The organism is Erwinia sp. S38, assembly GCF_016624545.1.
GTDB classification, from domain to species: Bacteria; Pseudomonadota; Gammaproteobacteria; order Enterobacterales; family Enterobacteriaceae; genus Erwinia; species Erwinia coffeiphila.
This window is the reverse complement of sequence record NZ_JACVTS010000004.1, coordinates 136107-162241: the sequence shown is the minus strand read 5'-3', so window position 1 is coordinate 162241 and position 26135 is coordinate 136107. Positions and strand designations below refer to the sequence as shown.

General features: G+C 54.5%; 20 protein-coding genes. 8 read left to right on the top strand and 12 right to left on the bottom strand.

What is annotated here, in order from left to right; translation table 11 throughout:
* The first annotated feature begins 341 nt into the window (after positions 1 to 341).
* The 3 genes from IBT46_RS06550 to IBT46_RS06540 all read left to right on the top strand — a co-directional run bounded on the left by IBT46_RS06550 (position 342) and on the right by IBT46_RS06540 (position 3737).
* The gene (locus tag IBT46_RS06550; RefSeq protein WP_200544946.1) at positions 342 to 1784 is read left to right on the top strand and encodes a glycerol kinase; all 1443 of its coding nucleotides are present in this window, start codon (positions 342 to 344) and stop codon (positions 1782 to 1784) included.
* 15 nt (positions 1785 to 1799) lie between these two features.
* Complete coding sequence (gene eutH / locus IBT46_RS06545) at positions 1800 to 3047, top strand: ethanolamine utilization protein EutH (RefSeq protein ID WP_200544945.1); 1248 nt, start codon at positions 1800 to 1802, stop codon at positions 3045 to 3047.
* A gap of 333 nt (positions 3048 to 3380) precedes the next feature.
* Complete coding sequence (locus IBT46_RS06540; RefSeq protein ID WP_105591748.1) at positions 3381 to 3737, top strand: DUF1937 family protein; 357 nt, start codon at positions 3381 to 3383, stop codon at positions 3735 to 3737.
* A gap of 1192 nt (positions 3738 to 4929) precedes the next feature.
* On the opposite strand, the gene IBT46_RS06535 is transcribed toward IBT46_RS06540, so the two are convergent.
* Positions 4930 to 6147 (bottom strand): NAD(P)/FAD-dependent oxidoreductase, encoded by a 1218-nt coding sequence (locus IBT46_RS06535; protein ID WP_200544944.1) that lies wholly within the window; start codon positions 6145 to 6147, stop codon positions 4930 to 4932.
* Entirely contained in the window at positions 6144 to 7541 is a 1398-nt protein-coding gene (locus tag IBT46_RS06530) for an NAD(P)/FAD-dependent oxidoreductase (RefSeq protein WP_200544943.1), read from the bottom strand. The genes IBT46_RS06535 and IBT46_RS06530 overlap by 4 nt, the downstream gene beginning before the upstream one ends.
* A 462-nt stretch (positions 7542 to 8003) precedes the next feature.
* On the opposite strand from IBT46_RS06530, the gene IBT46_RS06525 reads away from it, so the two are divergent.
* Complete coding sequence (locus tag IBT46_RS06525; RefSeq protein ID WP_200544942.1) at positions 8004 to 8876, top strand: DMT family transporter; 873 nt, start codon at positions 8004 to 8006, stop codon at positions 8874 to 8876.
* 129 nt (positions 8877 to 9005) lie between these two features.
* On the opposite strand, the gene grxB is transcribed toward IBT46_RS06525, so the two are convergent.
* The 7 genes from grxB to IBT46_RS06490 all read right to left on the bottom strand — a co-directional run bounded on the left by grxB (position 9006) and on the right by IBT46_RS06490 (position 16811).
* Positions 9006 to 9641, bottom strand: a complete 636-nt coding sequence (grxB, locus tag IBT46_RS06520) for a glutaredoxin 2 (protein WP_200544941.1) — start codon at positions 9639 to 9641, stop codon at positions 9006 to 9008.
* Positions 9642 to 9725: 84 nt separating this feature from the next.
* Positions 9726 to 11024: a Fic family protein gene (locus tag IBT46_RS06515; RefSeq protein ID WP_200544940.1), complete on the bottom strand. Its 1299-nt coding sequence runs from the start codon at positions 11022 to 11024 to the stop codon at positions 9726 to 9728.
* 164 nt (positions 11025 to 11188) lie between these two features.
* Positions 11189 to 11377: a hypothetical protein gene (locus tag IBT46_RS27685; protein WP_200544939.1), complete on the bottom strand. Its 189-nt coding sequence runs from the start codon at positions 11375 to 11377 to the stop codon at positions 11189 to 11191.
* 272 nt (positions 11378 to 11649) lie between these two features.
* On the bottom strand, positions 11650 to 12084 hold the full coding sequence (locus IBT46_RS06505; protein ID WP_200544938.1) for a VOC family protein: 435 nt from the start codon (positions 12082 to 12084) through the stop codon (positions 11650 to 11652).
* A 60-nt stretch (positions 12085 to 12144) separates the two neighbouring features.
* Positions 12145 to 13563 (bottom strand): porin family protein, encoded by a 1419-nt coding sequence (locus IBT46_RS06500; RefSeq protein ID WP_200544937.1) that lies wholly within the window; start codon positions 13561 to 13563, stop codon positions 12145 to 12147.
* 44 nt (positions 13564 to 13607) lie between these two features.
* Positions 13608 to 14363: a Slam-dependent surface lipoprotein gene (locus IBT46_RS06495; protein ID WP_200544936.1), complete on the bottom strand. Its 756-nt coding sequence runs from the start codon at positions 14361 to 14363 to the stop codon at positions 13608 to 13610.
* A 417-nt stretch (positions 14364 to 14780) separates the two neighbouring features.
* A complete protein-coding gene (locus IBT46_RS06490) occupies positions 14781 to 16811 on the bottom strand; it encodes a choline transporter (RefSeq protein ID WP_200544935.1) in 2031 nt (676 codons plus the stop codon).
* A gap of 167 nt (positions 16812 to 16978) precedes the next feature.
* On the opposite strand from IBT46_RS06490, the gene betI reads away from it, so the two are divergent.
* The 3 genes from betI to betA are packed head-to-tail and all read left to right on the top strand — an operon-like array spanning position 16979 to position 20759.
* Complete coding sequence (betI, locus tag IBT46_RS06485; protein WP_200544934.1) at positions 16979 to 17569, top strand: transcriptional regulator BetI; 591 nt, start codon at positions 16979 to 16981, stop codon at positions 17567 to 17569.
* A gap of 18 nt (positions 17570 to 17587) precedes the next feature.
* Positions 17588 to 19060, top strand: coding sequence for a betaine-aldehyde dehydrogenase (gene betB, locus IBT46_RS06480; RefSeq protein ID WP_200544933.1), 1473 nt, complete (start codon positions 17588 to 17590; stop codon positions 19058 to 19060).
* Between the two features lie 22 nt (positions 19061 to 19082).
* A complete protein-coding gene (gene betA, locus IBT46_RS06475; RefSeq protein ID WP_200544932.1) occupies positions 19083 to 20759 on the top strand; it encodes a choline dehydrogenase in 1677 nt (558 codons plus the stop codon).
* Between the two features lie 81 nt (positions 20760 to 20840).
* Here the strand turns inward: betA and IBT46_RS06470 are convergent, their stop codons facing one another.
* Positions 20841 to 22220 (bottom strand): GGDEF domain-containing protein, encoded by a 1380-nt coding sequence (locus IBT46_RS06470; RefSeq protein WP_105591762.1) that lies wholly within the window; start codon positions 22218 to 22220, stop codon positions 20841 to 20843.
* A 507-nt stretch (positions 22221 to 22727) separates the two neighbouring features.
* Positions 22728 to 23144 (bottom strand): hypothetical protein, encoded by a 417-nt coding sequence (locus IBT46_RS06465; RefSeq protein ID WP_200544931.1) that lies wholly within the window; start codon positions 23142 to 23144, stop codon positions 22728 to 22730.
* 412 nt (positions 23145 to 23556) lie between these two features.
* On the opposite strand from IBT46_RS06465, the gene IBT46_RS06460 reads away from it, so the two are divergent.
* Positions 23557 to 24495: an omptin family outer membrane protease gene (locus IBT46_RS06460; RefSeq protein WP_200544930.1), complete on the top strand. Its 939-nt coding sequence runs from the start codon at positions 23557 to 23559 to the stop codon at positions 24493 to 24495.
* A gap of 48 nt (positions 24496 to 24543) precedes the next feature.
* Here the strand turns inward: IBT46_RS06460 and IBT46_RS06455 are convergent, their stop codons facing one another.
* Positions 24544 to 26133: an ABC transporter substrate-binding protein gene (locus IBT46_RS06455; protein WP_200544929.1), complete on the bottom strand. Its 1590-nt coding sequence runs from the start codon at positions 26131 to 26133 to the stop codon at positions 24544 to 24546.
* Positions 26134 to 26135 lie beyond the last annotated feature (2 nt).

Here is a 26135-nt window from a genome sequence, read left to right as displayed (position 1 = left end):
GTTTGTTGATTTCCCCACCGGCTCGCCGCGATTATCTGCAAATTCCCCCTCAGAACATTTTTCATCTCTGTGAGCGACCGCGCCTTGTTTCCCGTCAGAACCGCGATACTCAAGGGGTTGACGGTATCTTTCGCCATCATATGACCCATTTTTATGGCTCGGCTATATCCCTGAAAACTGCTGCAAAATACCCACATGGACATAAGGAAAAAGTATGAGGCATGTCACGTTTGCACAGTGTAATGTGATATTAATGTTGATTTGATGTGTGGTTATGATGCTAAATGGTGGGAAATCGCTTACTGGCAACATTTAAGTAACACATAAGAACTGAGGGTTATATGCTTAACCAACGCTATGCAGCCATTGACCAGGGAACAACCGGAACGCGCGTTGTCGTGTTCAGCGAGGACGGCAAACACTTTTCGCCCGCCGCGATCGCCCACAAACAGCTCACGCCAAACCCGGGATGGGTTGAACACGATCCGATGGAGATCCTGCGTAACATCCGCAACTGCCTGAATCACTGTGGCGTGGTGGATGCTATCGGGCTGGCCCATCAGGGGGAAAGCATTGTTGCCTGGGACGCACGCAGCGGGCTGCCGCTGTGCAATGCAATTATCTGGCAGGATCAGCGCACTGAAGCCACCATTCGTAAACTGCGCGCCGACGGCGTAGAAGAGACGGTGCGTGCGCGCTCCGGGCTGCCGCTGGATACCTATTTCTCCGCCAGCAAAATGGGCTGGGTGATGCAGAACGTTGCCGGCGCGCAGGAGCTGCTGCGCCGTGGCGATCTGCGGCTGGGAACGATGGATTCCTTCTTTATGTTCCACCTGTGTGGCGTGCATGCCACGGATTACAACTCCGCCTCCCGCACTTCGCTGTTCAATATCCACACCCTGCAGTGGGATGAAGAGCTGTGTCGCATCTTCGGCGTGCCGATAGAAGCCCTGCCGGAAGTGCGTCACAACATCAGCCACTTTGGCGACGTGCGCTATGAAGGGAACACCACCCCGCTGACCGCCTGCATCGTTGACCAGTTTGCCGGAACCTACGGCCACGGCTGTCTGGAACCCGGCCAGATGAAGATCACCTTTGGCACCGGCGCATTTTTACAATCAATTACCGGCGCAGAAGTGCCTGATGCCGCCGGTTCCGGCCTGCTCCCCACGCTGTGCTGGAAGCTCCCGGGTGAAAACCCGCTGTATGGTCTGGACGGCGGCGTCTATAACGCGGCCTCCGCGATCAACTGGGCGGGAAAAATCGGCCTGTACAGCGACCTGGAGGAGTTCTCCGATTTTCCGGACGAACCGGCGATTGCACGCGGCCTGGCGTTTGTTCCGGCGCTTTCCGGGCTGGGCTGCCCGCACTGGGATCGCTCAGCGGCGGGAGTCTGGGCCGGGCTGTCGCTGGAAACCGAACGCAAAGACATGCTGCAGTCCATTCTGGAAGGCATTGCCGTGCGCTCCGCCGAAGTGATTAACGCCATGGACAAGGTGCGCAGCATTGGCGACACCATCTCCGTCGACGGCGGGCTGTCCTCCAATGTTTACTTCAAGCAGTTCCTTGCCACCCTGATTCAGAAACGCATTGTCTCACCTTCGAATCGCGAAATTACCGCCCAGGGCGTGGCGCTGCTGGCGAGAAGAGGGTTAGGCAATACGCATCCGATGAAAGTCAGAAACCAGCAGTCCATCACTGAACCACAAAGCAGGGACTTCACGCCCTATTTTGAACGGTATCAGGACATCATTAATCGCTCACGCAACCTGCGGAACGCATAATAATAAGAGGCTATCATGTCAGAGATTGGAAATATCATTATTTACATCATCATGGCTGGCACGCTGCTAGGAGCAATGGCGTCGATCGTTCGCCCGGAAAGCGGACTGGGGAAAGAGTTTGTTAACGGTATTCACTCCATCGGCCCGGTATTTCTGGCGCAGGCGGGGATAATGGCTGCCATTCCGATTATTTCCTACGGTATTACGCATACTATCGGCCCGCTGTTCGAGTCGATGGGGTCGGATGTGTCGGTTGCCGCACTGTCTATTATTGCCGTGGATATGGGCGGCTACCAGCTGGCGGATGTGATTGCCTCTAACCGCGATCAGTGGATCACCGCGATGCTGATTGGTTATACCTCGGGAGCCAGTATTGTTTATCTGATCCCGGTAGGGTTAATTATGCTGCAAAAGCGCGACCATAAATATCTGGCGCTGGGCGCAATGGCGGGATTAATCAGTATTCCGTTTGGCGTACTGATTTCACTGATGATTATTACCGTCAATAACATCCCGGTGCGTGATATTATTTCCACATCGTCACCGGCCAGTCACTATCTGACCATTGACTTTGTTAATGCGCTACAGCTTTTATCACCGCTTTTTGCCTTCTGCTTCCTGCTGGCGCTGGGATTAAAATACCGCACTGAATGGATGGTTCGCGGCTTCCTGATGTTCGGTAAAATCATGGATGCCTTTATTAAGCTGGTGCTGGCGGCCTGTATTATTCAGCATTTCACCGGCGTATTTACCAAAGTCTTCGGCGGCTGGGTATTCGACCCGCTATTCGCCGATGAAAAGGAGCTGTATCGCGCCATTGAGATCGCCGGATATATCGGCATTATGCTGGCCGGAACCTTCCCGATTTGCTATCTGTTCCAGAAATACTGTCACCGCCCGATGCAATTTATTGGTCGCCAGCTGAAGCTGACCGAAGCCGGTGCACTGGGGATTGTGATGGTGCTGGCGAACATTATCGCGGTGTATCATATCTTTAAAGACATGCGCGCCCGTGACAAAGTGCTTTGCGTGGCCTTCGGGATCTGTGCTCAGGCAACGTTAGGTGACCATCTGGCCTTCACGGCTAACTTCCAGCCGACTCTGGTACTGCCGATTATGGTGGGTAAATTTATGGCCGGGGCCATTGCAGTGGCGATTGCGATATTTATTTCCGTACCAGAAGCGGAGAGAATGGAAAAACGTGATGAATTAAATGAGAGTGAATCATCCGAAACTAAAATGGCCGCGCAGTTAAGCCAGTAATGCGATAAGCACGATGGTACTCATGAAGTTTACATACTGCCTGTGATGAAAAACGCTTAATAGCATCGACTTTTTATCACCCGCGCCATGAGTTGAGTCATTCTTTTAATTATTAAAGTTTTTGCGAAATGGTCAAGTAATAACCTTTATTCTTTTAAATATTATTTAGCAGGCGGCACTCATCTGGTTCCCACCAGAACAGGCGCTATCTAATTATTGCAGATGGCCGATATTTTAAATCAGGGTTAACCGTATTGCTGTCGTAAGCAATCATGTTTTCCCTCTGAATAACTTTTACAGTTTTTATCAGACTCTTATATTACTGAGGTTTATATGCGTAAAATTTTCCTTGCCTGCCCGTACAGCCACGCAGACGAGAAGGTCGTTCACGAACGTTTTCTGGCTTGTAATAAAGTTGCCGCGAAAATCGCCGAGTCGGGAAATGTTATTTTCAGCCAGGTCACTATGTCTCATCCGATTAATCTGGTGCTGGAGAAAACGGAGAAAGCGAATATCGGCAAGATGTGGGCACCGATCGATGCTGTGTTTCTTGATGCCATGAGTGAGCTGATTATTCTGGACCTCGAAGGCTGGGATAAGAGCGCGGGGATTCAGCGTGAGATCGAATTCTATAAAGGAAGGGACCAGCGGGTGAGTTTGTGGTCTGAGGTGGCGGGGGAGTTTAATTAATCTGGTTGGCATAGTGCTGACTCGGGCGGGTGGCGGAGCCTGCGGGCGGTCCTCGCGCCGCTTCGCGGTTCCTTCACTTCGCTCGTCAGCCTGACGGACCGGCACAGACGCGCGTCCTGCGCGGCTGTGCCTTTCGCCTGCGTCCATGCAGGCGAATCCTGGCTTCCTCTCTCCGTTCAGCGCTGTGGATTGCCCGCAGGCTCCGCCACCCGCCCGCGTTTCGATATTTGTGTCATCTGAGAAAACTTTTTAAGGCGGAAGTCGATCTGAATTTATGCCCGAATCTGGTTTCCTCTCTCTGTTCAGAGCTGCGGATTGACCACAGTCTCCGCCACCCACCCGCGTTTCGATATTTGTGTCATCTGAGAAAACCTTTTAAGGCAGAAGTCGATCTGAATTTATGTCCGAATCTGGTTTCCTCTCTCTGTTCTGCACTGTGGATTGACCACACTCCCTCGTAACCTGCCTGCGTTTTGATAGCTATATCGCTTGAGTTTTTCCAGGGGGGAACGTCGTGTTGGGCTGATGAACTGAATCGGGATTCCTGACTGTACTCAGCAATGCGGATTATTTTCAGGCAAACTGACGCATTCGGTCATTTAAGCCATTGTAGCGTCGGGATAAAAGTCGAGGTGAGGACTAGCAGCAGAACACAATTGAGAAACCCCGTTTGAAGGTAGCCATAGCGCGTGGACAGTTCTGGCAAGTATGACTCAGCGACTAAGTGTATGTGGCAAAAGTAGTCGCATTCACAGGAAAATCCGCAGCTTTGCGGCTGTTCATTGAAAGAAGCTTATGGCCAGGAGTTCAATACAGCACGCTTCTCACTTCGAACTTCACTGCTTTTTTAACAGCGGACTGGATCGATGCAGGTGGCCAGCCTTTGCGGCTGCCGGGTAATCCGCAGCGCTGAGGTGAAGGCAGCAGGCCAGGAGACGCCAACAGGGATGTGTGCGTCAGGTGAAGCTGGTGCAGGGAGGCACCATCTTCACCGGTCCGGCAGGCCGGATGCCGTAACCGAGGGAACCGCGCAAGCGGCGCGAGGACCGCACGGCAGCCGCAAAGGCTGGCCGCCGTTCACCATTCATCCAGCAACAAAAAAAGCCGCGATCTAATAGAGTCGCGGCTTTCAAAATGTTTACTTTGAGGCTTCAGTCGATAACGGCTGCAAACAACCGGCATCTGCTAACAATCAGCGAACAGAGACCGTTAACACGCTCTCCGGCGTCAGCCCCGCCACATCAATATTCTTCAGCAGAACGCGCCGCTCCGGCATACAGCGATGACGTTTACGATAAAGCTCTTTCTCACCATCGCGAATCACAATCTCTCCGCTGTACGCTGCGTTGACACGTACATTCAGCGTCACCTCACCACGGCCGTCCTCACCACAGCGAATCACATTCGGCGCAGAAATACGGAACACCTCGGCCAGTGAAACCGGCACGCTGAAACTTCCTGCATCCTCACTCTTCAGAGAGTTCGCCACCGCATGCCCGACCTGCTGGCCTTCCTGATAACACTGATCGCCCATGTCCGCCGGATGGGTCATATTGCCGACCGCGTAATAGCAGGGATCGGAACAGCGCCCGGACTGGTCGAACAGCGGCCGACCGCTGTTCGGTTCAAAGGCCAGATGGCTTTTACGGATCAGCGTGTACTCGCCGGTAAAGCGCCCGGTGAAGATAATACTGTCGCACTCCACTAACTGCGTCCGGCCTTTCGCATCGGTGAACTCCACACTTTCCACCCGCTCACCGCCGTTAATTTTCGTGATATGCGCCCCCAGATGCAACGGCACCCCCATCAGTTTTGCGTACAGCGCGCTGGGGCGAAACGCCACCGGACGGGAATTCTCATCAATCAGCGCCAGCGCTTTGATTCCGGCGTTGCGCAATGTCCAGATAGTCGAGAAGCTCACCAGTTCGGAACCGACAATCACCGGACGATTGCAGGGTTTCAGCTTCTTCAGATAGATAAACTGTTGCAGCGCACCGGCAGTAAGTACGCCCTGTGGCCGAAGGCCGCTGACAAGGCGAGCGTGGCGGGGCGTTTCGCGCACGCCGGTGGCGATAATCACCCGCTTCGCCTTCAGCGTTTCAAAACCGCGATCGGACGACACGTCAACTTCACCGCCGGGCTTAATATTCACCACGGTGGTGCTGGTGCGGATTTCATATTTTCCGGCAACACGTTTGAGAATGCGCGCCGCCCAGTTATGGCCGTTCATCGGTCGGAAACAGGTCTGTAAACCAAAAGTGGGGTGGCGGCAGTGGCGGGGAACGCCACCGGCTTCTGCTTCGCGTTCAATTAACAGAACGTTGCGAATGCCGTCCTCAAACAGAGAGCGGGCTGCGGCAAGCCCGGATGGGCCCGCGCCGATAATAATGACTTCATACTGATTGCTCATTCGACTTTCCCGACGACCAGTGTGTTTTCAAAACGATGACCGATGATTTCAGCAACGTTATTACTGCAAAAGAAGCCGTTGCAGCGCCCCATCATTACCCGGGTGCGGCGTCGTAACGCACCAATGCATTCCGGCGGGATGGCGGAGTCAAACGTCGCTTCCAGCTCGCGGCGTGTGACCAGCTCGCAGTGGCAGACAATGCCGCCGTTACCCGGGCAGGCGTAATCCCGCTTTTCATACTCTGAGAGCATCGGCATACGTGGCCATTGCAGCTCGGCAGGCGCATTCAGCGCAAAAAGCGCCGGGAAGTGCTGCTGATAAAGCGATTCCACGTGGCTGGCGATCCCCAACGCGGCGGTTAATCCGGTGGAACGAATTCCCCCGACGGTGATCCAGCTGTCCTGCGGATAATGAAAAATGCGGTACTCTTTTTTCTCGGTGGCAGGGCGCAGACCGGCGTAGGTCGCTGTGACCGGATAGTCTGTCAGCGTCGGTAGCATCAGGCTGCCTTTCTCAATCAGCCCCTGCATGACCGTTTCATCCACGTCAGCACGATTACGGTCCTGCTGTTCCTCCGCAGTGGGGCCGAGGATCATGTTGCCAAAAATGGTTTTACACAGCAGCACGCCTTTGGTGGTCGGGGTAGGAACCGGAAGAATAATGGCGTTAATCTGTGATGCCGACGCCTTGTCATACACCAGGAACTGCCCCTTGCGCGGGCGGATTTCAAATTCCGGGGTGCGCCACATGCCGTCAATCAGATCGCCGTGATTCCCGGCGCAGTTGATCACCAGTCGTGTCTGTACACGGCCTCTGCTGGTCGTCAGCTCCCAGCCGTCATCGGTGGATTTCACACGCTGTACTTCACAGTTGAAAGCATATTGACCGCCGTGCATCACCGCCTGAGTCATATAGGCCAGCGGCGAGCTCCACGGATCGATGACGTATTCTCCCGGAACGTAAACGCCGCCGAGTGCGCCTTTTGCCAGGTGCGGCTCGCGGCGATAGACTTCCTCAGAAGAAATCTGTTCGACGTCGAACACGCCATTGTTATGGGCCTGCTGCACAATTCCCGGCAGGGCGTCCAGCTGCTCCTGACTCCAGGCAACGACGATGGCCGTCGTTTTCAGCAGCGGCAAATTCATCTGCTGATGAATGGCCATATATTCTTCGTAGCCAGCCTGCATACATTGCAGTTCCAGGCTCCCGGTAGGGGCGTCAAAGCCCGTGTGGAGGATGGCGCTATTCGCCTTACTGGCACCGGAAAGAATATCTCCCCCTTTTTCCAGCAGCATGGTGCGTGCGCCCATCAGCGTGAAGCGCCGGAATACCGCACATCCGACAACGCCACCGCCGATCACCACCACATCAACATTTTCATTCAACTGTGTCATAAACATCATCCCGGCTTCAGGTTCTGTCATTATCTAAACACAAAAACCACACAACCACAACAACAAAACAGCGTATTAGCCACACTAAAACCACATCACAACTTTCCGAGAAATTGCTCATTAACGGCGGAAACCAACAGGTAACTGGCTGTTATAATGATAAAATACATTAATTCCCGACGAAAGCAGGCGGCCTTAACACGACCCATTCGCCTTCCCGGTATCAGAAACCAACATGTGGTTTTAGTGTGAGTTTGATTATGCTGGAGGGATAAGCGGCTCTGCGGGCTCGCGCCGGCTTAACCTTTTAGTGAATTAATATTTTCGCTTGATATATAAAGCGGAAGAAAAATTCCATACAATTTACCGGTATCACGACTCATCCTGGCAGAGAACGAGCGAAAGCCAGCATCGCCGCACCAGCAAAGCAGACATCATTTTTCAACGACTTAAGGACTGAACATGTCGTCACGGCAGGGCCACGCAGATATCTTTTTGGTTTGCACCACTATGATTGCCGCATTTGGCTGGATCTGTTCCAGAGAGGCAGTGTCCGGTATGCCCACCATGGCATTTCTTGGTTTGCGTTTCCTGCTGGCCGGCCTGCTGCTGCTCTGCTTTTGCAAACGCAGCGAATTAAGACAGGCTCTGCATCATCGCCGGTCGGTCCTGATCAGCGGCCTGCTGCTGGCCTGCTGTATGCTGCTGTGGATATACGGCGTTGCCACCACCCGATCGCTGGGGGAGGGAGCGTTTATTATGAGCCTGTCGATGCTGTTTGTTCCGATTGTCGCATGGGTTATTTTACAGGCTCGTCCGTCGGCGTCATTCTGGGTTTCCCTGCCCGTGGGTATGATGGGTCTGGGCCTGCTGACTCTGAAAAAGAACATTGTGTTTGAGCCAAGCCAGTTCTTTTTCCTCGGATCGGCTATCCTGCAGGCGATCTACTTTTGCTATAACACCAAATACGCCAGCTTTGTATCCGTGCGTCCACTGGCGTCCTTCCAGCTGATTTGCACCGGCGTGATTGCTTCCGCACTCTCCCTGCTGCTGGAAACCTGGCCGCCGCAGGTTGCGCTATCCACATGGGGATGGCTGGCCGCCAGCGTGCTGATCGCCACCAGCCTGCGTTTCTGGCTACAGCTGAAAGGCCAGAGCATGACCAGCGCCGCCAACGCCGCGCTGATTATGCTGCTGGAACCGCTACTGACCGTGGTCGCCGCCGCGCTGTGGTTTACCGAGATGATGAGCCTGCAGCAGATGCTGGGCTGTGCGCTGATCCTGCTGTCGCTTTTATACTATCGGGTGAGGGCGGGAAAGCAGGTAAGCAGGTAATCCCTTGACTTTGAAAGCTATCACTAATGTTGCTGAGCGGACTGGCGGCTGCCTCACCAGGATAATCCGCAGCGCAGAACGAATGAGGAAGCCAGGATTCGCCCTCAGGGAAGAGGGCGAACAAGTGAATCAGAGCGCCTTCTCAATAAACAACGGCACCTTGCTCAGCGCAGAAACCTTCTGCAAATAGGCCAAACAGGCCGGGCTGAACGGGAAATCTTTCACAATGCTCAGGCTGTTCAGCACGGGGAAAAGAATAAACTCGGTGGTGGATACCTTACTGAAGTTTTGCAGATAAGGTTCAATCTCAGTCAGCTTTTCCACCGTCTCAGCAATAAACGCCTCGCTCTGCGCCTGCAGCTCATCCAGATTACCGAAAGCGGCGATTTCGCGCTGGGTATAGGCCGCGCGGGCTTCCGGCGTTGCCAGCTCGGCAAAATCAGCGCGGGTGAAGCGGGGAATAGCGAGTTTATAAATCGCACCGGACGCCTGCTTGCTCCACTCAACGATCGCCTGATCCGCTGGCTCCGCCGCCACGCGATCGCCCTGCAGGCCATCAACGTAGTGAACGATATCCATGCTCTCCGGCATATAGGTGCCGTCATCTTTCTCAAGGATCGGCACCACTTTTTTACCCACCATCCGGGTTGGCGTTTCCACATCGCCTTCCATAATTACCGACAGCTCAACGGGCTGATTCTTAAAACCAAAAATCATGCGCGCGCGGTTACAGAAAGGGCAGTGCTGATAGATATGTAGCTTCATCGTGTTTCCCATGGTTGATTCAGATATTTTTTCTGCGGCTCGGTGAGTTACCCTGGGGCAGCATCACGGCCGCACTGAGCCAAGTTATACGAGGTTCGGGTGGCTGATATAAACCGTTTTTTGATCGTTAACGGCGATTTCTTCCGCAAAGCCTTCCCGAACGATCGCTCGTAGATCATTTCTGGCGGTATTATCAGAGATCCCCAACGCCTGGCTCACGTCTGCTGCGGTGTATTCTTTGCCCTCGCTCGACAGCATCACGTTCAGCAGCGTAACCTGCCTTGGGCTGAGGCGGATTAGCGCACCTGATTGAAAAAGCTGGCGGTCCAATGCCGCAGCCCGCTGGGTCAACTTATCAACGTGCTGCAGCAAATGCTCCAGCGCTCGCGCAATAATACGGGTCTGATACTCAAGGAAATAGGTCAAATCCATGCCGTCAGTCTCACTGTATTGATAGCTCAACGCATATTTTACCGGGGCCGAATGGAGCAGGCTGCTGATCGAGATATATCTGAAAGTGTCGTAATCTGCTTTCAACATAAACCAGTAAAATAGCGCTCTGCTGGTACGCCCGTTGCCATCCCTGAACGGATGTTCGTGAGCAATCATAAAATGCAGAATGCATGCTTTGATCAGCGGATGGATATATACCGCTCTGTCATTAACCCAGTCACAGACGGCTTCAAGGCGTTCCGGCAGCAGAACGGCAGCAGGTGGCTGATGCACAATGTTGCCGTCATAGTCGGCAATGACAATGTCGTCGGTGGTGCGGAATTCACCGGGTTGGTACTTTTCGTCATCAATACCCGCCATACCCGTTGCGTGGAAACGCCGGATTAAATCAGGCGTTAAGGGCTCACTTAGCCAGTCGGGTATTTCAGCCATCAGGCGGGCATTACCGGCGATCATATGTTCATCAGCAGTACGAGGTTCGCGACCGCTTTCCAGCATATTTCGCGCAACCAGCGTAGTGGTGTTCGCGCCTTCCAACTGGCTACTGGTAATAGGTTCATCCAGCTGTAGCTGGCTCAGTTCAGCTCCCGCGCCTTTTAGACGCTGCGTCAGTTCCTTCAGCGCCAGTCGGGTTGCATGCTTATCGACCCTCTCGCAAACTGCGGCCATGGCTGGAGTGATAATCAACCCGGCCTGCTGACCGGCTTCATCATGATAGTTAATCCATTGCATTGCCGCGTTACGGGCGCGACGCGTCATCGACCAGGCAAGATCCACGTTATCGCGGCGCGAAACGCGATGTCGAAATTCATCAAAGGGCAGATAACGGCCTCTTTCATCGACCACCCGGTTATACTGCTGGTGAGCGGCGAAGTCAGCACCGGAGAGCGACGCCAGCGGGATTAATGCAGGCGGTCGTTTAATTGACATAGTGACTACCTCAAAATTATTCAGTTTTGCGATAGTATAGTACAGCTGATGGAATCTATCTCAAATTCATTTTTTTTTGAGATAGATATAAAGATTGATTCTCCATAATCGATAACACGCTGCACTTAAATAGCAGCCAGGACACCACTCTGAGTGGTCTGGCTCTACTGCGCACGTCGGGTCGCCAGTGCCACCGACCACAGCGTATTTTTGCAGCGGGGGCAGGGCGGGCTTTCACCTCCGACAATATGCAGGCTCAGCCCGCAGCGGGTGCAGGCATATAACCCCGTATTCGGCACCCGGGCAAACGCGGGTCGATGTTCCGGCGGCAGCACGCTGAGGCCGGGTCGCACGTCCCGATCGTCGAAATAATACAGGCTCAGCTGCCCGTCCAGTTCAATCAGCGCCAGCCGTACCTGTCCCAGGTGCTCAACCCACTCTGGCGCAGCTCCATAAAGAATTCGTCTTCGGAGATGTTCAGCCCGTCCAGGCGTCCATTTAGAGTCGTCACTTTGCTGTGTTGGAGTAGGGGGAGTGACATAAGCATAGTTGAGGGAGTGTTCAGCGGTTTATTGCATTAAAAATACACGGCAATTATCGCCGTATATTTATCACCATATAAACCTTAGCGACCCTCACCATCAGGCCGATGGTGAACGTATTCCACGACCGTGCCATCAGGATGAACGGCATTAAACGCTGCTCCGGTCGGCACGACCTGAAGTGGAAAAACGATCGTGGCACCGGCAGCAATCAGTTTGTCGTACCAGGGCTGAACGTCGTCTACCAGCAGCGTGCCGGTTGTGGACGTGAACGGGGCCAGCGCATCCTCGCTGCCTTCAATCAGCAAAAAAGCACCGACCATCGCCAGCCTTAAGCCTGCTTCCGGGAACGGGAATCCGCCATCCGCTAGGGTTGATTGCAGATGCTCGTAAAAGGCCACGCTGCTTTCCAGTTCACCGGGTTTAACAAAAACCCGGATCAGCACGCGCGGCGTTTTAAGTGCAGAGGTGTCGTTGCGGTCACGCCAGAGATGATTGAAATCACGTAATGTCGTCATCGATTATGTCCACCTTAGCCGCTCATCGCCGCCGCATAACCCTGGGCGACGACCCGGCCGTCAGAAGTTTTTATCCAGCGAAATACTGATATTCCGCTGATGGTAGTCGTAAAAATCGATGTTACTGTTTACCCGTTTGTAGGTGAAATTCAACTTTGGCATAAGACCAAACAGGTCGAGATCGCGGTGCCAGACGGCCAGGCTGTAATACTGCTCGTTATCCCTGCGCCGGATGGAAAAGATATCGCTGTCCGCCTGGTACTGGCGGCGGGAAAACGCCCCCATCGCGGAGAAAGAGAGTTTCCAGGGTAAATCAACCTGTGTGCCGGTGCGCAGCCCGATGCGGCGGTTATTCTCGCTCTGCGACAGCGTTTGCTGCTCCAGCAAATCCACCCCGCCAAACAGGGAAACCCGCGAGTTCAGCGCGTGGGAAAGGGTGGTGGAGGAAAGCCGGTTATGGCCGCGCAGAAACGCATAGTCGCCGTTGTCATAACCGAGTTTTTGATACTCCAGCGCCTGGCTAATCTGCCAGCGGGGAGAGAGCAGATAGCTGTATTCCGCACGCACGCCGGGGCCGGAAGAGTAGCTTTCGGTGCCGTACCAGCGCTGCTCAAAGAACGGTAGAACGGCAAACTGCTGACGGAAATCCCGCCACTGATAGCCGGCGTAAACGCGCCCGGTGACGTCATCAAAGCGGTGATTGTTCCAGTAGCTTTTGCCATACACCGTGCCGAGGAAGCGTAAACCGTGCTGGTTATACAGCTGCACGTCTTTTTGCAGCGCGCCGCTGAACTGCACGCCCTCGCCGCGCTGCGGCAGGCTGTCTTTATTGCGGATAAACAGGCGATCGCCGATGCGCACGGTGTCGCCCGACGAGGCGTTATTCACGTTGCTGTCGTTAAGATAGCTGAGGCTGAAACTCCCGGTGAGCGGGCTGCCGCGGTGAATACGGTCCAGGTACTGCGCGATAATCTGCTGAACATTCTCCGGCGGATTGCTGCTCAGTACCCGGCGGAACTGATATTCCGCGGCGTCGGTCTGCCGGTTTTCATACATTGCCCGCGCCAGTTCCAGCCGCACCGCAGCAAAATCGGGGTGGGCACTGAGTATCGCGCGATAGTGTTTTATCGCCCGATCGTAATGGCCTTCGCTGCGGGCCAGACCCGCGCGGGCAAAGTGGATCAGTATCTCGTCCGGCTGCGGGGAAGCGGCGTAAACCGGTAAAATCGCGCGCACGATCGGCCACTGGCCTTCACTGACGGCACGGTCCAGCATCGCTTTGGCCAACTCAGGCTGCGCCGCAAGATCGCTATTGTTAATGTGCTGCGTACGGCGGCTGTCGCCGGTAGCGGTCGGCTGTTCAAGCCGCTCTAAATGACTGGCGGCGGGAAGATACTGGGTTTCAGGTGGTGCAGCAAAAAGCGTGCTGAGCGGGCACAATAATCCCAGTACAGCTAAAGCCCGGACTTTCATAGACATTACCATTGCAGAAAAACCGGCCAGGCTGGCTGGCCGGAAAGGGATTATTTTTTCGTCGCACCAAACGAGGTGTTCTTGGTGCTATCGCTGAACTGCGCGATGCCACCCAGCTCTTCGGCTGCCGGGCCGTTGAAGTGGCCGATAAAGGTGCCGTTCTCGCCGCCGGACTGGGCGTCACCGCTGAAGCCACCGTTGCTGATTTTGCCCTGCATGGCGACCGCACTGCCGTAATCGTCACCGGCGGCGATGCTGCCGTTAATGGTTTTCGCCGCGAAATCCACGTTGAAGGTGGCGTCGCTGCGGGTGCTTTCGCGCATGCCGCTACCGGCATAGGTCGCCGTGCCCTGAGTCGGAACGTTGGCCGCCAGCGTGGCATCGCCGGTGTAGAACACGTCATGCGTGCCCTTTTCAAAATGCGTCCAGGTGCCGTAGGTGGTGTAGCTCATCGTGCCGCAGCACCAGGACGTGGCGGAAACCTGGGTGCCGTCGGTGCGGGTCAGCATCTGGGTGAATACGCCAGTCACGACAAGGCCCGGTTGGCGCATGGTGTACTTACTGCCGTCCGGCGTGGTGTAGGTGTAGCCGGAAACAGTCCCGCCGGTGGCGTAGCTGGCTGCCGGTGAAGTGGGCAACGTTGGGGTGGTGGTGCCGCCGTTATTCTCGCCGCCGCTGCCGCCATCGGTTTCGCCCGGCGAGGTGGTGACCGGGGGAGCGCTGTCGTCGCCACCGCCACCGCCGCCTCCACCGCAGGCAGTAAGTGCAATAACGGAAAGTAACAAGGTCGTTTTAAAGTTGAACATTAATGAAAGCCCTTTGTTTGTAATAATCCATGTCTTTTTGCGTATTTTTGTATACATAAAGTTACACGGAAAAATTGAGCCTTCCCTATAAATAATCCCTACCTGACAGCATTATGAGAATTATCCGAACTGAAAGTTAACCATCGTTAAATTAATTACCATCGAGGTGGTAATAACAAAAAATCCGCCATGATTTAAATGATAACTAACCAGAAATAGTCACCTGTTCAGTAACATAAGAATCATCCTGCCAGTGCACGGCAGCATCACGACTTATATTTATTATCAACGAAAGGGTTATTCCCCGGCGCAAAGGCGATGAATGATATTGCCTGCCGCCTCAGAGTGTCAGTTAATGAGAAGAGTAATAAGTCTATGTGGTAAAAGCACGCGGCAGAACGCCGCGTGCGGGGGGCTTTAAATATCCGGGAAGGTCAGGTTGTTGCCCGGCGCTTCGCGGTTAAGGTGGATAAAGTTCAGGTGACGTTCGTACTGATCGAGAATATCAATAATCACCTGTTCCTTGCTGTAATCCATCAGGTCGTTGCCCTGGCTGCCCTCCAGCAGGAAGGTTTCCAGGCGGAAGTAGCTGGATTTCCCGCTGCGGGCGCGGTAGGTAAAGCCCGGCACCGAGTATTTCTGCGGCCACACCTGATAGACGAAGTCCTGCTCGTCGCCCAGATGCACGCGAAGCTCCAGATGGCCGAGGTCTTCCCCTTCCTGGGCCGGCAGGCTTTCCAGCATCACTTTGCCGCCGCGCAGCTCCAGCTCCTTCGCCACATCCTGCATCGCCGGATAAACCACCGTCTGCATCATCTGCTCGGTATAGCGCGAACCAGGATAGTTCATCAGGCGCGACAGGCGCTTTTTCCAGCTTAACCGATCGTGTGCGCTGGCCAGATACGGGGCGGTATCGCGGTTGGCGCTCACCCGGCGGTAATCTTCCACCTTCAGCGATTTATACAGACCGGCCATCACAAAGAAGATCACAAAGCTGAACGGCAGCCCCATAATCACCGTGGCGTTTTGCAGCGCGGAAATGCCGTTGGTCATCAGCATACCCAGCGTTAGCAGACCGATGGTGACCGACCAGAAAATACGTATCCAGTTCGGTGCATCACTGTTGATGTCCTTCAGTTTGCAGGTGAAGTTACCCAACACCAGCGATCCCGAATCCGCCGAGGTGACATAGAACAGCATACCGGTGATCGTCGCCACCGAGGCGCTGAACTTAAAGGCCGGGTACTGTGCCAGCAGGCTGTAGAAACCGCGCTCGGCATGGCTCATCACTTCCTGCGCGAATCCTGCATCACCGTGAATGATTTCATACAGTGCGGCATTACCGAACACGGACAGCCACAGCAGGGTAAAGGTGAAGGGGATAATCAACGTGCCGAGCACGAATTCACGAATGGTACGGCCGCGTGAGATACGCGCGAGGAACAGTCCGACAAACGGCGACCAGGCCACCCACCACGCCCAGAAAAACAGCGTCCAGCTGTTCATCCACTCCACGGGGCGATCGAAGGCAAAGGTGTTCAGCGTCATACCGGTAAAGCGGTTGATATAGTCACCGACGTTCAGCACCAGCGCGTTCAGTAAGAATTCAGTGTTGCCGAAGAACAGCACGAACAGGATCAGGAACAGCGCCAGCGCCACATTCAGCTCGGATAAAATACGAATGCCTTTATCGACGCCGGAGGTGACGGAAATCGTGGCGATAATCACCGACAGCACGATTAACGCCGTCTGGGCACCCAGCCCTTCCGGGATATCAAACAGCACCTTCAGCCCGTAATTTAGCTGCACCACGCCGATACCCAGCGTGGTAGCGATGCCGAAGATGGTGCCGATAACGGCGGCGATATCCACGGTGTGGCCGATGGGGCCGTTAATGCGTTTACCAAAGATGGGATACAGTGCGGAGCGAATGGTCAGTGGCAGGTTGTAACGGTAGCTGAAGTAGCCCAGCGCGATGCCCATCAGGGCGTACATCGACCAGCCGGTCAGGCCATAATGGAACAGCGTCCAGACCATCGCCTGACGGGCCGCTTCGAACGTCTGCCCCTGGCCTTCCGGTGGCTGCATATACTGCGTTACCGGTTCAGCCACCGAGAAGAACATCAGATCGATACCGATGCCTGCGGCGAACAGCATCGCCGCCCAGCTCAGGATACTGAACTCCGGTTTCGACTGCTCGGGCCCGAGTTTGATCGCGCCAAATCGCGAACAGGCCATAAAAATCACAAACACCACATACAACGTGGCAGCCAGCATGTAATACCAGCCAAACGTGGCGGAAACCCAGTTAACGGCGCGCAGTATCCAGCTCGCCATGAGGTCGCTGTAGAGAATCGTCATCAGGGAAAACAACAAAATCAGCCCGGCGGACGTGTAAAACACCACGGGATTGATTTTGTCCTTTTCACTGGCAGGTGGATTATTCATCAATTACCTCTGGTTTTTAAATCAACAAAAAGAATTCACAACAATTACTTGCGGTTCGTAACGAATCGCCTGCAACACATACATACTAGCAACAAAACATTTTATATTGAACGTTCAATCAATAAAAAGTTACACTAGCGTCTCGTTTTACTCGTGGAGTTGAGGATATGCCAAAGGTAGGGATGCAGCCAATCAGGCGGAGACAGCTGATAGATGCCACGCTGAACACCATCAATGAAGTCGGCATTAACGATGCCACCATTGTGCAGATTGCCAGGCGGGCTGGCGTGTCTACCGGCATCATCAGCCATTACTTCAAAGACAAGAACGGTCTGCTGGAAGCGACCATGCGTGATGTAACCCGCCAGCTGCGCGACGCGGTAGCGGCGCGGCTGGAAAAACTGGCCGGTGCCGGGGCAGAAGCCCGGCTGTGTTCCATCGTTGAAGGGAACTTTGATAAAACGCAGGTCCACAGCGCCGCCATGAAGGCCTGGCTGGATTTCTGGTCCAGCAGCATGCATCAGCCTTCATTACACCGCCTGGAGCGGGTCAGCAGCGGCAGGCTGTTCAGCATGTTAGTGGTGGAATTTCGCAGGGAACTGCCGCGAGAAGCGGCGCGCATTGCCGGGCACGGACTGGCCTCGCTGATTGATGGCCTCTGGCTACGTGCCGCGCTAAGCGGCAAACCGTTTGACGAAGAGCTGGCGCTGACGCTGACCAGCCGCTTTATTCGTCAACAGCTTGCACGAACCGAATAACCTGAGAAAGGAGATACCATGTCACGATTCCCGGAGCAGAAACTCTATATTGATGGCGGCTACGTCGCAGCAGAAAGCGGTGAGCGTTTCGACACCATCAACCCCGCGAACGGTGAAGTGCTGGCCCAGGTTCACGCCGCCGGTGCCGCCGACGTCAACCGCGCCGTCGAATCCGCGCGCAAAGGCCAGAAGATCTGGGCCGCGATGACCGCCATGGAACGCTCACGCATTTTACGCCGTGCGGTCGACATCCTGCGCGAGCGCAACGATGCGCTGGCAGAATTAGAAACGCTGGATACCGGCAAACCGCTGAGCGAAACCGCCAGCGTTGATATCGTCACCGGTGCGGACGTGCTGGAGTATTACGCCGGGCTGGCACCTTCACTGGAAGGTCAGCAGATCCCGCTGCGTGAAACGTCCTTCGTTTATACCCGCCGCGAGCCGCTGGGCGTGGTGGCCGGTATCGGCGCGTGGAACTACCCAATCCAGATCGCCCTGTGGAAATCCGCTCCGGCGCTGGCCGCCGGTAATGCGATGATCTTCAAACCGAGCGAAGTCACCCCACTGACCGCGCTGAAGCTGGCCGAAATCTACACCGAGGCGGGCGTGCCGGACGGCGTGTTTAACGTCCTGCCTGGCATCGGTGCGGTCACCGGACAGCTGCTGACCGAGCATCCGGGCATCGACAAAGTCTCCTTTACCGGTGGCGTGGTCAGCGGCAAGAAGGTGATGGCCAACGCCGCAGGCTCAACGCTGAAAGAGGTGACGATGGAGCTGGGCGGTAAATCGCCGCTGATTATCTTCGACGATGCCGATCTGGATCTGGCGGCGGATATCGCCATGATGGCCAACTTCTACAGCTCCGGCCAGGTCTGCACCAACGGCACCCGGGTGTTTATTCCGTCGGCGCTGAAGAGCGCGTTTGAAGCCAAAATCCGCTTCCGCGTTTCCCGCATTCGCGCCGGTGACCTCAACGATCCGCAAACCAACTTCGGCCCGCTGGTCAGCTTCGCCCATCGCGACAACGTGATGCGCTTTATCGACAGCGGCAAGGCCGAAGGCGCACGCGTGCTGTGCGGCGGTGAGCGCTTAACCGGCGAAGGCTTCGACAACGGCGCGTGGGTGGCACCGACCGTATTTACCGACTGCCACGACGAGATGACCATCGTCCGCGAAGAGATCTTCGGCCCGGTGATGTCGATCCTCAGCTACGACGACGAAGACGAAGTGATTCGCCGCGCCAACAACACCGAGTTCGGCCTGGCCGCGGGTGTGGTCACCCGCGACCTGAACCGCGCGCACCGCGTGATCCACCAGCTTGAGGCCGGTATCTGCTGGATTAATACCTGGGGCGAATCCGCCGCTGAAATGCCGGTGGGCGGCTACAAGCATTCAGGCATCGGCCGCGAAAACGGCGTGATGACCCTGCAAAACTATACGCAGTTGAAGTCAGTACAGATTGAGATGGCCACCTTCCAGTCGGTGTTTTAATCCCTGCTTAGAGGAGCAACTCATGGAATTTGATTACATTATTATCGGTGCGGGTTCGGCAGGTAACGTGCTGGCCACCCGCCTGACCGAAGACGCAAATATTAACGTGCTGCTGCTGGAAGCGGGCGGCCCGGACTACCGTTTTGATTTCCGCACGCAGATGCCGGCGGCGCTGGCCTTCCCGCTACAGGGAAAACGCTATAACTGGGCGTATGAAACCGACCCGGAGCCGCATATGAACAACCGCCGGATGGAGTGCGGGCGCGGTAAAGGCCTGGGCGGTTCTTCACTGATTAACGGCATGTGTTACATTCGCGGCAACGCGCTGGATCTCGACGGCTGGGCGCAGCAGCCCGGTCTGGAGAACTGGAGCTACCTGGACTGCCTGCCGTACTATCGCAAGCTGGAAAACCGCGACACCGGCGCCAACGACTGGCATGGTGCAGATGGTCCGGTGAGCATCACCACACCCAAAGCGGGCAACAATCCGCTGTTCGCGGCGATGGTGGAAGCGGGGGTGCAGGCAGGCTATCCGCGCACCGACGATCTGAACGGCTATCAGCAGGAAGGCTTCGGTCCGATGGATCGCTTTGTGACGCCGAAAGGCCGCCGCTCCAGCACCGCACGCGGCTACCTGGACCAGGCCAAACCGCGCCCGAACCTGAAAATCATCACTCACGCGCTGACCAACCGCATTGTGTTCGACGGCAAACGCGCCGTGGGCGTGGAATACCTGGTGGGTGACGGCGATACGCTGCATCGCGCCAGCGCCCGTAAAGAAGTGCTGCTCTCCGCCGGGGCGATTGCCTCGCCGCAGATCCTCCAGCGCTCCGGTGTGGGCCCGGCTGAGCTGTTAAAACAGTTTGATATCCCGCTGGTGCACGACCTGCCCGGCGTGGGTGAGAACTTGCAGGATCACCTGGAAATGTACCTGCAGTACGAGTGCAAAGAGCCGGTTTCGCTTTACCCGGCGCTCAAATGGTGGAATCAGCCGAAAATAGGCGCGGAGTGGCTGTTCAACGGCACCGGCATTGGTGCCAGCAACCAGTTTGAAGCCGGTGGCTTTATCCGCAGCGATGCCGCGTTTGCCTGGCCAAATATTCAGTATCACTTCCTGCCGGTGGCGATTAACTACAACGGCTCCAACGCGGTAGAAGCTCACGGCTTCCAGTGCCACGTCGGTTCAATGCGCTCCAAAAGCCGCGGCCGCGTGCAGCTGAAATCCCGCGATCCGCGCCAGCACCCGAGCATTCTGTTTAACTACATGGCAGATGAAGAGGACTGGATTGAGTTCCGTGCGGCAATCCGCATCACCCGCGAGATTATCAATCAGCCCGCGCTGGATGCGTTTCGCGGTAAAGAGATCAGCCCCGGTGACGCCTACCAGACTGACGCAGAGCTGGATGAGTTCGTGCGCAATCACGGCGAAACGGCCTACCACCCGTGCGGCACCTGTAAAATGGGCACCGACGAGATGGCGGTGGTCGACGGAGAAGGGCGCGTGCACGGCCTGGACGGCCTGCGCGTAGTGGATGCCTCGATTATGCCGCTGATTATCACCGGCAACCTGAATGCCACCACCATTATGATCGGTGAAAAGATGGCCGACGCCATTCGTGGCCGCGCACCGCTGCCGCGTAGCACCGCCGATTACTATGTGGCGGGCGATGCGCCGGTTCGCGGCAAGCCTTTGCGTTAATTCTCTTCCGTTCATACTCCGGATGGCGTGGAGCAGGGATGCTACGCCACGGGGTTGACTCGCTAAACGACTATCTCAAACTTAAAAACGCTCGATGCGGTTTCTGCCGTTACCCTTCGCGGTGTACAGCGCGGCATCAGCGTTTTTCAATAACAGGTTATAGTCAGGATGGCCGTTATGGATCGCATAGCCGATACTGACGGTGATCTGGATAGTTTCTCCCGGCAGCACTTCAAACGGCGTACTGGTGATCGTTCTTCTTATCCGCTCCAGCGAGGTGCGGGCGTCGAACTCGCCAGCCTCCACCAGGATCAGCAAAAACTCTTCGCCGCCGTAGCGGAACAGATAATCGCTCGAGCGGATATTATCGCCCAGCAGCCCGGCAATATGCATCAGCGCACGGTCGCCAACCGGATGGCCCCATTTATCATTTATTTTCTTAAAGTAGTCGGCGTCAATTATCGCCACGCTGAGCGGCAATTTATTTTCAATTGCCAGACTCACCTCATGTTTTAATATTGTTGGCAGATAGCGTTTGTTGAGCAGATTCGTCAGCGCATCTTTACCGTCCTTCATATTAGAAGCATCGCTGAATAACATCTCCAGATTCATATGTATCTGCTGGCAGTTGGAATGAATAACGCGTAACAGCTCCTGCGTTTTTTTCACTTCCAGCTCCACGCTGGTATCAATGCCCAGTATTTCCCGGTCGATAACATCGATTAACTGGCGAATTTCACTAACCTTACGATCTTCACCGAAATTCTTAACGCATTTATGCCGGAACCACAGGCCGAACCCGGAACTGGACAGGCTGATTAACGACTCCGTGTTCCTGGCTCCGCTCACCAGATCGTACATGACGGTGTTTTCCCAGCTGGACAGAGCCGCCTGCTGCTTGCCCTGTTCCAGGTCAGAATTGTTCATCAGCACGTGCAGACGATAGGACTCCTCGTTCTGCGTAGCGCGGTGATGCGACATCGCATAAGCATGACTCATGAGTTCTATCGCCATATCAATAGCCATTGATGAGTAATGCTTCACTTCAAAAATGACCGCACGATCGGCGTCATACTCTTTCAGATACTGGTAGATGCCGTATTTAATCTGGCGGGAGCCGCGCTGAACAAACTGGATGGGAATGCCGATTCGTGCATGGACACCGCCAATGTGGTACTGCTGTTTCGCCAGCGGTTCCAGCTCATCGGTCTTCACGCAAAGTACGGCTTTTAGCCATTTGATCAGTGAGCGACTCAGCTGCACCTGAACCAGTTCATAAGAAAGATGCGAGGCGGTATCAGGATCTTTCAGCATGCTGTCGTAGAATTTGCTGGTCAGCTTTTCCGACTCGCATTCAGCTATCTGAGATAATAACGCCACGGTATCTTCGCGTAGGCTCTTTCTTAAAGGAATCCATTCATTAAGAATGACTGATATGTACTGATCGATCTCATGTTGCATAATTCTACACCAGTGGGAATACAGACGATTTTAACAACAACTTTATCATGGCTTTAGCAGAAAACACTAATGAATATCATTCATTTCACGGGGTGGGAATTTATGATAATAACGTTAAATTAAGATCATAAAATCTAATTTCCAGTCAGAAAGCTGACATAAAAATTACCTGGTAATGTCGTTCGGCAAATTAAAATTATTTCCCCGAAAATATATAACAATCGTAAACAGGGATTTATTTATCCAGCGCTGTCCTTTGTCATAAACGGACGATCTCTCTGCGAGTTTTTAGATCTTTGTGGCCGACATGGCGAAAACCACCCGTGCGATCGTAGGGGCTAAATCGAGCAGCAGGTGCAGGGTCACCAACTACGGCATGATTTGCGCGAATGCCTGATGAGGCTATTCGGTACTTTTCTAATGACATTGCCGCCTGTTAACGCAGGCGGCTTTCTGAATCGGACCAATGGTCATCCGAAGACAATCCATCGACGGATCGCCCGGCGGTTATTTCACTTTAAACTTTCCCTGCTTCCACTGTTTTACCGTATTGGCTTTTGCTGCCGGGCTTTGAATATACCCAATCCCCCATGAGCCCACGCCATACTGGTAAATCTGGTTTTTATACGCGCCCTCAGCACTGGCTTCTTTCGCATAGGGTGCCACGGTATCCTGGAATGCCATAATACCTTCATTAGTGCCAAAGTCGGGCCAGTCGGTAATAAACTTTTTAATATCCGCCGCGCCTTTCTTGCAGGCTTCAATCAGGTCGTTATAGGGGATTTTCGCCTCTTCTTTGATTAACGATTTGGCATTGTAATCGCAGTTATATTCAATGTAGGCACTGACCGCTTTATCGTAATCCGTTTCGGCAAGGACGGGTTGGGACAGCATCGCTGCGGCGATAAAAACACTGTATTTCATCTGGTTACCTCTCCATAAACCTGTCATAACGCACGCTAAGTTGCGTTTCCATGTTCCTAACCTGCGTAACATTCAGGCTCTGCCTGACGCGTTCAGATTGAGGATATCCACCGTTCTGCTTATTAAGATATCGGTGTCTGATGATTATCAAATGTAGCGACACATCCTGACATCAGGTTATTTTTAACACAACATGAAAGTTATTCATTGGAAAAATAAACTCAGTGACAAATTTCATTACGCGAAATAAGACGGTGGATTTTTAAAATCTACTACGAATCATCCCATCACCATATCATCCGCATGATTCTGATTTCATCTTAATAGAATCCTTACACTTGCTTTACAATTTGTCATGTTTTAATCTGCGCGCGCAGTTTAAGGATTAATATAATTACCCACAGGAAATATAATGAAAAAAAGTATTATCTGCATGATGGTGATGGCTGGGATTTCCGGAACGGCTTCCGCTGAGTCTTCACAATATATACCGAATTTATCCTCTGACAGCCTCAGCGTTTCCACCTCCGTGGGCCTGCTGAGCGGCAAATCAACCGAGCTGGTTTATGACGAAACGACCGGCCGTAAACTCAGCCAGCTGGACTGGAAAATCAAAAATGTGGCGATCCTGAAAGCGGATTTCTCCTGGGATGCCTACTCATTCCTGACGCTGAACGCGCGCGGCTGGACATCGCTGGCATCCGGTTCCGGTCATATGGATGATTACGACTGGGACAACAGCAACCAGTCAGGCTGGACTGACCATTCGTCTCACCCGAGCACCGACGTCAACTACGCCAACGAGTATGACCTGAACGTGAAGGGCTGGCTGCTGCGTGGCGAGGACTACAAAGCCGGGATCGTGGCCGGTTATCAGGAAACGCGCTTTAGCTGGACGGCGACCGGCGGGTCTTACAACTACGATAACGGCAGTACCGTGGGTAACTTCCCGAATGATCAGGTCGGCATTGGCTATAGCCAGCGCTTCACCCTGCCGTATATCGGTCTGGTGGGTCAGTACCGCTTCAATGACTTTGAATTCAATACTCAGTTCAAATTCAGCGACTGGGTCCGCGCGCACGATAACGACGAACACTATGTCCGCGAACTGACCTTCCGTGAGAAGACGTCCGGCTCCCGTTATTACGGCGTGTCCGTTGATGCCGGTTACTACGTGACGCCAAACGCCAAAGTCTTCGCTGAATTCAGCTACAGCAAATACGAAGAAGGTAAGGGCGGCACGCAGATTATCGACAACAGCACCGCTGAGTCTGGCTCAATCGGCGGTGATGCGGCCGGTATTGCTAACAAAAACTACACGGTAACCGCGGGCCTGCAGTATCGCTTCTGATCCTGACATCGCGAGAGGGAAGCCGTCAGCGACGGCTTCCCACATCTCTTACTGCTTCTCCAGCCAGACCTGCGAAAGATTCCCCTCCACGCCATCGGCGGTCACCGAATGATCGTGAACTTTGCGGTTGTAGATAGTAATAAACTGCGGTGATATCAGATTGATATCGGGCAGTTCCTGTTCAACGATTTTCTGGAAGGCCTTAAACTCCTCAACGCGCTTCTGCGGATCGTTTTCCACCTGAGCGGCTTCCAGCAGACGGTCAACTTCCGGGTTGTGATAATCCGATGCGTTAGAGAACGGCACGCCCTTGCGGAAGTTTTTCGACCAGTACACGCGCTGCACGCCCACCGTCGGGTCGTACAGATTGCTGTGCCCGTTTATGGTGAAAGAGAAGTCCCTGTCGGTATAGATGCGGCGCACAAAGCTGGAGAGATCCTGAGCGCGCAGCGTGACTTTAATACCGATTTTCGCCAGCGCCGAGCGGGTGTATTCCGCCGTTTTGCGCAGATCCTCTGAGATTGGATTGTAATCCAGCGTCACGCTAAACCGCGTACCGTTGCTGCCTTTGGCAAAGCCCGCCTGATCCAGCAACGCATTGGCTTTCTTGATATCAAAGTCATAAGGAGACGGAGAAGGGTCGTGATACGCCTTAATCCCCGGCGCAATCGGTGACGCTGTCACCTGGCCCAGACCAAAGTAGGCCACCTGCAAAATCACATTTCGGTTAATGGCATGGGCCACCGCCTGACGCACGCGCAGATCTTTAAAATGCGGATCGTCGAGGTTGAACTGTAACGAACTGACGTTGTAGGAGTAGCTGTTGCCCTTGGTTTCAAAGCCCAGCTGCGGCAGCGTTTTCAGCCGCGCCACATCATTCAGCGCCACCGGGGTACGATAGCCCAGATCCGCATCGCCAGTTTCAAACGCCACCGAGCGCGCTGCCGCATCGGGAATAAACTTCACCACCAGCTGATCCAGGTACGGGCGATTGTTATCCCAGTAGTGAGGATTCCGCTTATAAAGGATGTAGCTGCCCCGCACCCACTTGTCGAAGACATACGGACCGGTGCCAATCGGTGCATTGTTGTGCGGATTGGTCAGTGCGTCAGTACCGTCATAAATGTGTTTGGGCACAATAGGGGACTCGGCGGCGGCAAACGCTTTAATCAGATAGGGGGCGGGTTTCGACAGCACCAGCACCGCCGTCAGCGGGTCGGGCGTTTCCACTTTCGTGACGTTGGCGAAGGTACTGGAGGCGCGCGGATGCACTTTTTTCAGCAGCTCAATGGAAAACGCCACATCGGCAGAGGTGAAATCCTGCCCGTCGTGCCACTTCACGCCAGGGCGCAGATGGAAGGTGTATCGCGTGCCGTCCGGGCTGACCTCCCAGCTCGTAGCCAGCTGGGGTTGAGGATTGAGCTCATAATCATAGCTCAGCAGCCCTTCGGTAACCTTGGCGCTGACGCTGAGTGCAGGCGTGGCGACCGTGGTCAGCGCAATCAGCGCGGGCGGCTCATAGTTCAGCAGCAGATTTAATGTACCGCCCTTTTGCGGCTCGGCGGCCTGCGCGCCACCGCCAATCAGGCTGGCACCCAGTGCCAGCGCCAGCAGCGAGCGGCGAAATGTCTCAAGCATGT